Origin of the sequence: Pararhizobium antarcticum (assembly GCF_001885585.1) — a bacterium.
Taxonomy (GTDB): domain Bacteria; phylum Pseudomonadota; class Alphaproteobacteria; order Rhizobiales; family Rhizobiaceae; genus Pararhizobium; species Pararhizobium antarcticum.
The window spans coordinates 20,530-27,431 of record NZ_LSRP01000109.1 but is presented as its reverse complement, the minus strand read 5'-3'; the positions used below and the strand labels follow the sequence as shown (position 1 = coordinate 27,431).

At 63.6% G+C, this 6,902-nt stretch carries 6 protein-coding genes; all 6 read left to right on the top strand.

The window, feature by feature from the left end:
* Positions 1-134 precede the first annotated feature (134 nt).
* Positions 135-716: an ABC transporter permease subunit gene (locus tag AX760_RS19640; protein WP_245295065.1), complete on the top strand. Its 582-nt coding sequence runs from the start codon at positions 135-137 to the stop codon at positions 714-716.
* Positions 717-764: 48 nt separating this feature from the next.
* Positions 765-1,466, top strand: coding sequence for a bacteriorhodopsin (locus tag AX760_RS19635; protein WP_071834698.1), 702 nt, complete (start codon positions 765-767; stop codon positions 1,464-1,466).
* 48 nt (positions 1,467-1,514) lie between these two features.
* On the top strand, positions 1,515-3,185 hold the full coding sequence (locus AX760_RS19630; protein WP_071834697.1) for a flotillin family protein: 1,671 nt from the start codon (positions 1,515-1,517) through the stop codon (positions 3,183-3,185).
* Between the two features lie 128 nt (positions 3,186-3,313).
* Entirely contained in the window at positions 3,314-3,757 is a 444-nt protein-coding gene (locus AX760_RS27275; protein ID WP_071834696.1) for a hypothetical protein, read from the top strand.
* Positions 3,754-5,670: a sodium:solute symporter family transporter gene (locus AX760_RS19620; protein ID WP_071834695.1), complete on the top strand. Its 1,917-nt coding sequence runs from the start codon at positions 3,754-3,756 to the stop codon at positions 5,668-5,670. The genes AX760_RS27275 and AX760_RS19620 overlap by 4 nt, the downstream gene beginning before the upstream one ends.
* Before the next feature lie 27 nt (positions 5,671-5,697).
* Complete coding sequence (locus tag AX760_RS19615) at positions 5,698-6,822, top strand: zinc-dependent alcohol dehydrogenase family protein (protein WP_071834694.1); 1,125 nt, start codon at positions 5,698-5,700, stop codon at positions 6,820-6,822.
* Positions 6,823-6,902: the final 80 nt, after the last annotated feature.

Here is a 6,902-nt window from a genome sequence, read left to right as displayed (position 1 = left end):
TCAGAACATCGACGCGCACGCATGAGACCCCCGCTCGGGCTACGCCCTCCCGGAGGTCTCATGCGTGCGCCGCAAGTGGCCTGGTTTTACTCCGCCGCCTGGCCGGTTTTTACTCCGGCGTTGACACGGGCGGTGTGCAGATCGTTACCTCCATTGGTTCCGCTTACTCCGGCAACGTCTTCGGCACCGTTCCGCCCTGGCTTTCCAACTTCTCGGCGATGAATGGCACCACCTTCGGCCTGCCGTTCCCGCCGGTCATCTTGATCTGGGGGCTGATCGCCCTCATCCTGATCGTCGGCCTGAGAACCACGGTCTATGGCCGGTATCTCTATGCGCTCGGCGTCAACCGCACCTCGGCCAGTCGCGTGATGATTTCGGAGATGCGTTACTGGGTCATCATGTATGCACTCTCCGGCTTCTTCGCCGCTCTGACAGGTGGCCTGCTGCTTGGCTGGTCCGGCGGCGGCTTCATCGGGGTGGGTGACCAGTATCTCTTTCTTACGCTCGCAGCGGTCGTCGTCGGGGGCACGTCGCTGCTCGGCGGGGCAGGTGGCTACGGCTTCACCGTCATCGGCGTTCTCGTGCTGCAGGTGCTTTCGAGCTTCCTGGTCGGCATGGGCCTCGATTTCAAATGGCAGCAGTTCATCTTCGGCCTGCTCATCCTTCCCATGGTGGCGCTCTATGCACGCTCGCCGCACATCCGGACGCAGATCTAGGGAGAACCAAATGCGACACGACCTTTTCCTTAAAGGGGGACAATAACCATGGCGGTCTATCAGACAACCGATCTGACTGCGGCGAGCTTTTCGGTCGCCCTGTTCGGTCTGGCCGCGACCACCTTTCTTCTGCTGATGGGCTCGGCCTGGGTCGAGCGGAAATGGCGCCTGCCGGTGGCCCTTTGCGCCATCGCAGCACTGATCGGCATCGGCTCAGTCTATGAAGCGCGCGAGGCCTGGTTTGCCGGCAACGGCGTGCCGGTCGTCTATCACTATGTCGGCTGGACGGTGTCCATGCCGCTGCAGGTGATCGCGCTCTACTATCTGGCGCGCACGGCGGGCAATCTCACGGCGGGTCTGTTCTGGCGGCTGGTCGTGGTGTCGGTGCTGATGGTCTTCGTGCGCTATCTCGGCGAAGCCCAGTTCATGCACCCGACGCTCGCCTTCCTGATCGGCCTCGTCTTCTGGCTCTACCTGCTCGGCGAGTTCTACTTCGGCCGCATGGACGACGTGGTCCGCAATGCAACGGGGGATCACCTGCGACGCGGCTATTTCTGGCTGAGGCTGATCGTCACGATCGGTTGGGCCATCTATCCGCTCGGCAATTTCCTCACCGCCTTTGCCGGCATGATCGACGATGGCAGCCTGTCTGTTGCCTACAATATTTCCGACATTCTCAACCGCATGGCATTCGGCGTCGCCGTTCTTTCGACTGCGGTTCTCGCCAGCGAGGAGAACACCCGTGCCTGATTTCCATCTCTTGCCTGAAACCCTTGCTCATTCAAAAGGAATACGTCCATGAAGGGTGCAGACGTCATTGCCATCATTATACTGGCGGCCATCGTCATCGCCGTCGCGGCCTATCTGCTGCACTGGCTCTATCGCCGCTCCACCAAGGACGTGAGCTTCGTCAGAACCGGCTTCGGCGGTGAAAAGGTCGTCATGGGGGGCGGCGCACTTGTCTTGCCGATTCTCCATGACCTCACCGAGGTCAACATGAACACGTTGCGGCTGGAAGTGACCCGGGCGCGTGAGAAGTCGCTGATCACCAAGGACCGGATGCGTGTCGAGCTGACCGTCGAGTTCTATGTCCGTGTGTCGCCAAACGACGAAGCCGTCGCGACCGCTGCCCGCAGCCTTGGCAACCGCACCATGAATGCCGAGCAGCTGAAGGACCTGATCCAGGGCCGCTTCGTCGATGCCATGGGCGGTGCCGCCGCAACGATGACGCTCGAACACATCCACGAAAACCGACAGGCCTTCGTCAAGGAAGTGAAGCAGGAAGTGGCCGAGAGCCTCGCGCTCGATGGTCTCGAACTTGAATCCGTCTCGCTCACCTCGCTTGACCAGACCGATATCAAGCTCTTCGATCCGTCGAACACCTTCGACGCAGAAGGTCTGACGCGCCTGACCGAGCAGATAGAGAGCCGCAAGAAGAAGCGGAACGATATCGAGAAGGACACTGCCGTCGCCATCCGCGCGAAGAACCTCGAAGCCGAAAAGCGTAGCCTCGAGATCGAGCGCGACAGCGAATATGCCCGCCTGTCCCACGAGGCGCAGGTCGCCATCGAACGGGCCGCCAAGAAGTCCGAGATTGCCGCGGAAAACGCCGTGCGTGAGCGAGAGATCGAAGCCGTCAAGCTCAAGGAGCGGGAATCGGTCGAGCGCAGCCGCATCGACATGGAGCGGGAAGTGGAGATGCTGGATATCCGGCGTCGCGAGATGATCCAGATCGAGGAACAGAACCGCGAAATCGCTGTCTCGGTGAAATCGAAGGAGCGCTCCGAAGCCCAGGCGCTCGCCGAAAAGGCACGCGGCGCGATGGTCGAGGCACAGGAAAAGGTGCTGACCATCCGCGATACCGAGATCGCCAATCGCCAGAAGGCCATCGAACGGATCGAGGCTGAGAAGGCGGCAGAAGCAGAGGCCGCCCGCACGCGGATCCTCGCCGAAGCGGAAAAGGGTGCCGCGCAGGATCGCGCCGATGCCGACCGCATCGCCGTCTCCGCGCTCGAGCAACGCATGAAGGTGGAAGCCGAGGGCAAGGAAAAGCTCAACGCGGCCGAAAACATGCGCTCCGATGCCAGCCGCCGGTCCGCCCTGCACCGAGTGCTGGTCGAAAACCTGCCGGCGATCATCCGCGAAAGCGTCAAGCCGATGGAGAAGATCGAGGGCATCAAGATCCTGCATGTGGAAGGGCTTCCGGGCCTTTCCGGTGGCGGATCCGGATCGCTGGAGGTCGGTGCCGATGGCGGCGCTCCCCGCGACGGCAATCTTGCCGAACAGGTGGTCAGCTCGGCGCTGCGCTACCGCACGCAGGCGCCCTTCGTCGACACGCTGCTCAGCGAAATCGGCATGTCGACCGACACCATCCATCGGCCGCACACGCTGAGCGACCTGTCGAAGATCGTCTACACGGAGCCGTCCGCTCCGGCTGCCCCGGCGCCGGAAAAGCCCCGCCGCAACTGAGCGTGACCGCTGGCCGGGTCCTGCCCGGCTGGCAACTCTAGAGTGTCGTCTTTTCGTTCGTCAGGGGAAAGCCGTTCCCACTTTTCCCAGACAGACCCCAGCTTGCAGGAAGGCGCAGGAACACCGCCATGTCATCATCGCCCACCCCATCTGCCGCCTCCGGCATAGAACGCTCGATCCTCATCTTTTCCATCTGGGCCGTGCTGGGCTTCTTCGGCCTCGGCCTGTTCCTGGAAGGGATGAAGTACGATGCCTGGGCGCTGTCGGCAACGGGCGTCGGGGTGATCACGCTGGCCTTCATCGCGCATATCATCGTCAATGGCGTGTTCGATACCGGCTTCAGCCAGGGCGAAGCGGTGCTTGGGATCGGCGCCTATGGCGTGCTCGGCCTGGTTTTCGTGGTTTCTGCGGCAACCGGCACGATGACCATGGCCGACTACTACTCCTGCCTTACGCTGTTTGGTGTGCTCGCCACCGGTTTCCTTGCCTATCTCTCCACCCGGCATGGTATGCGCGGCGCCTTCTCGCGCTTCCACGTCAGGCCCTTGGGCAAGCGGGAGGAAAGCCTGTGATCTGGCTGCCGCTCTACGGTTTGTTCTATGCCGCCGTAACGCTCTACTGGGCGCGCCTGAGCGCCCGGTCAAACGGTGACTACAAGACCTATTTCTCCGCTGCCCATGGCATTCCCCCGTGGATTTCCGCACTCGTCATATCCGGTGCCAGCCTCTCAGGCTGGGCAGTGCTCGGCGGGACGGAAGAAATCGGTCGCCATGGTTTTGGCCTTGCGGCGGTTCTGCAGGCAGGTATCGCGCTGGCGCTGCCTGGCGTCCTCTTCTTCAAGCGTCTCTGGTTGGTGGCGCAGCGCCTGCGGGTCTCCTCGCTCGTGGAACTGCTGCGCGCCTATTGGGGCTCGGAATTCCTCACCGGTTTTGCCGCCGTGGTCGCGGTGCTCTTTGCCGTGGCCTTTGCCGGATTGCAGCTTCTCACCCTGTCTCGCCTCGTCGTCCAGCTCGGCGGGGGGGCCATCTCCCAAGAAATTGCCGCCGTGCTTCTCGGTCTCGTGCTGTTCGGCTATGTGGTGATCGGCGGCATGCGCGCGGCGGGCTATATCGGCGCGCTGCAGGCGGTGTTTGCCGCTGCCGCCATCCTCGTTCTCGCCGGGTTCTCGCTGATCGATGCCGGCGGCTTTGTCGCGCTCAATTCCGGGCTTGCCAAACTCGCCGCCGATCCCGCATCCGCAAGCCGCTTCCTGGTCACGGGCGTCGTCCAGTTCACGGCCGGCATCGGCAAGGAGGCCGCAGCCGGCCATGAGGGGACTGCGCTTGCGAGCCTTTCCTTTGCCATGGCTCTGATGGGCCTTCAGGCAAGCCCTGTCATCATCAAAGTGGTGCTTTCGACCTCCAGCCCGCGTGGGCTTGCCGCCGGGCAGACCTGGGTGATGGCCGGTGCCTTCGGTGCGCTTGCCGCCTTCTGTGTCGCCGTCATCGGCGCCCATGCGCTGATCGATCCCGCGCGCGATCTCTCCGGGCTGCTCGCAAGCCTCTCCCCATGGTTCTCGGCCTGGCTGTTCATCGGCCTTGTTGCCGGCGTGCAGCTGATGGGGGCCATCGCGCTCCTGTCGGCTGGTGAAACGCTGGTACGCCACCTCTACAAACCGTTCTTCCATTCGAGCCTGTCGCGCCGGGATACCGTGACGCTGACGCGTGTCGTGATCGGCGTGCTGTTGCTGGCCAGCGTGCTGATGCAGGTGCTGACGCCCGTCGCGCTGACATTGCTCGCATCGCTCGCGCTGCCACTGTCCTTCCAGCTCTGGGTGCCGCTGCTCGGCATGACCTGGCTGCGCTGGATAACACGGCCCGCTGCTGTGACCGGTGTTGGCTTCGGCATTGCCGGCGTCCTGCTCACCGAGCCCTTCGGCATATCGGTGCTCTCCTTCTTCGGACTCGATCTGCCCTGGGGCCGCAACCCGTGGACCATCCATTCCGCCGCCTGGGGCATGGCCGCCAATGTGGCCGTCACCCTGCTGGTCTCGGCCTTTACCCAGCGGCGCGGCTTTGGCGAACAGGCCTCGGAAGCCCGCAATTTCCTCTTCGTCCAGCTCACCGGCAGCCCGCGCGTCCGGGCGCTACGTTCCACGGCCTGGTCGGTGACGCTCGTCTGGCTGTTCCTCGCCCTCGGCCCCGGTCTTGTTTTCGGCAACTATACCTTCGTCACCGTCGACGGTCGCTGGGCGCTTGGCATGCCATCGCTCTGGGGCTGGTCGCTGGTCATGTGGGCGGCGGGTCTCGGGCTCGTGTGGTTCCTCGCCTACAAGATGGAAATGGCAAGTCCGCTCAGCACCCACATTCCGCCCTACCATCCGCGACTGAGGCCCAGAACCGGTCAGGCAGAGGCCGAACAGCAACGCCGCCGCGCTTTCATCATCACCATTGCAATCGGGTTCAGCCTCGCGGTCGTTACCGCGCTGTCCTTCGGCCATCACTGACAAGAAAAAAGACGAGGGAAGAACGACATGAAAGCCAGGACTGCTCTTCTGAGAACCATGGGTGGCCCGCGCCCCTATCAGGTTACCGCGCCGCTTGAAATCGTCGAGGTGGACCTGGACGATCCGGCAGCAGGCGAATTGCGCGTGCGCATGGTGGCGGCAGGGCTTTGCCATTCCGATCTCTCTGTCATCAATGGCGACCGCCCGCGCGACATGCCGGTGGCACTCGGCCATGAAGCATCCGGCGTGGTGGAAGAGGTGGGGCCGGGTGTCACGCGCTTTTCGCCGGGCGATCATGTGGTGCTGGTCTTCGTGCCGTCCTGCGGCCATTGCGTGCCCTGCGCCTCGGGGCGGCCAGCGCTCTGCGAGCCGGGTGCAGCGGCAGCGGCGAAGGGCACGTTGCTCTCCGGCGGTCGGCGCATCCGCTACAAAGGCCAGCCGATCAACCATCACATCGGCGTTTCGGCCTTTTCCACCCATGCGGTCGTGTCGGAAAATTCCTGCATCAAGATCGACAAGTCGATCCCGCTGGAGCGGGCGGCCCTGCTCGGTTGTGCGGTGCTGACAGGCGTCGGCGCGGTGCTGAATTCCGGCGACCTCAAGATGGGGCAAAGCTGCGCCATCGTCGGCCTTGGCGGCGTCGGGCTTGCTGGCCTGCTCGGCGCGGTCGCTGCCGGGGCCGAGACCATCATCGCTGCCGATCCAGCTGCCCACAAGCGGGCGCTGGCGCTGGAACTCGGTGCCACCCACGCCATCGATCCCACAGCGGAAAACGCCATTGCCGAGGTGAAGGCCCTGACCAATGGCGGCGTCGATCTCGCCGTCGAGCTTGCCGGTGCGGCGCCTGCGCTGAAATTTGCCTATGACATCACCCGCCGCGGCGGAACGACGGTAACCGGCGGCCTGCCGAACCCGAAAGCGGAACTGACGATCCCTGCCGTATCGCTGACGGTGAGCGAACAGACTTTGAAAGGTTCTTACGTCGGCTCCTGCGTGCCGGTGCGCGACATCCCGCGCTTTGCCGCGATGATGCAGGCCGGCAAGCTGCCGATCGAGAAACTGGTGACCCACACGATCTCGCTTGACGAGATCAACGAGGGTTTCGAGCGGCTGGCAACCGGCGAGGCGATCCGCCAGATCATCCGGTTTTGAAATCGGGGGAGTCCGTCCGGCTCGAATCGGGCCTCTCCGGTTGCCGGTTCGCGTCCCGCTCCCATGCGGGACGCTCGATC